This is a genomic window from Rhizobium sp. SVR5-9E, assembly GCF_056755095.1.
Map to the genome: position 1 here is coordinate 1 of NZ_JBNDHS010000717.1, position 238 is coordinate 238.

Sequence of the window (238 nt, forward strand, 5' to 3'; positions counted from 1 at the left end):
ACTACGGCCAGTATGGCATGGTCACGGCTGCTCCCGGCGGCACGCGCTGGTATCACCAGCACTTCAGCGTCTCCAAGGAACCCTTCCGCCGGAAGGCCTGGTTCGGCCAGCACAATCCGGGCCGCGACCCGGGCGCGCCCGGCGAAAAGCATACCGAGCACACCGCGATCGACGTCAACGAAGGCGGCACCGTGATCCCGTACTGGATGGAAGATCCGCAGATTCGTCAGGAGGATGA

The 238-nt window shown here is 64.7% G+C and carries 1 protein-coding gene; it reads left to right on the top strand.

Features of this window, described 5'->3' with window-relative positions; all coding sequences use genetic code 11:
• Positions 1-238: hypothetical protein (locus ACPYOJ_RS36695; RefSeq protein WP_481420589.1), on the top strand; the 238-nt coding region annotated here is incomplete at both ends.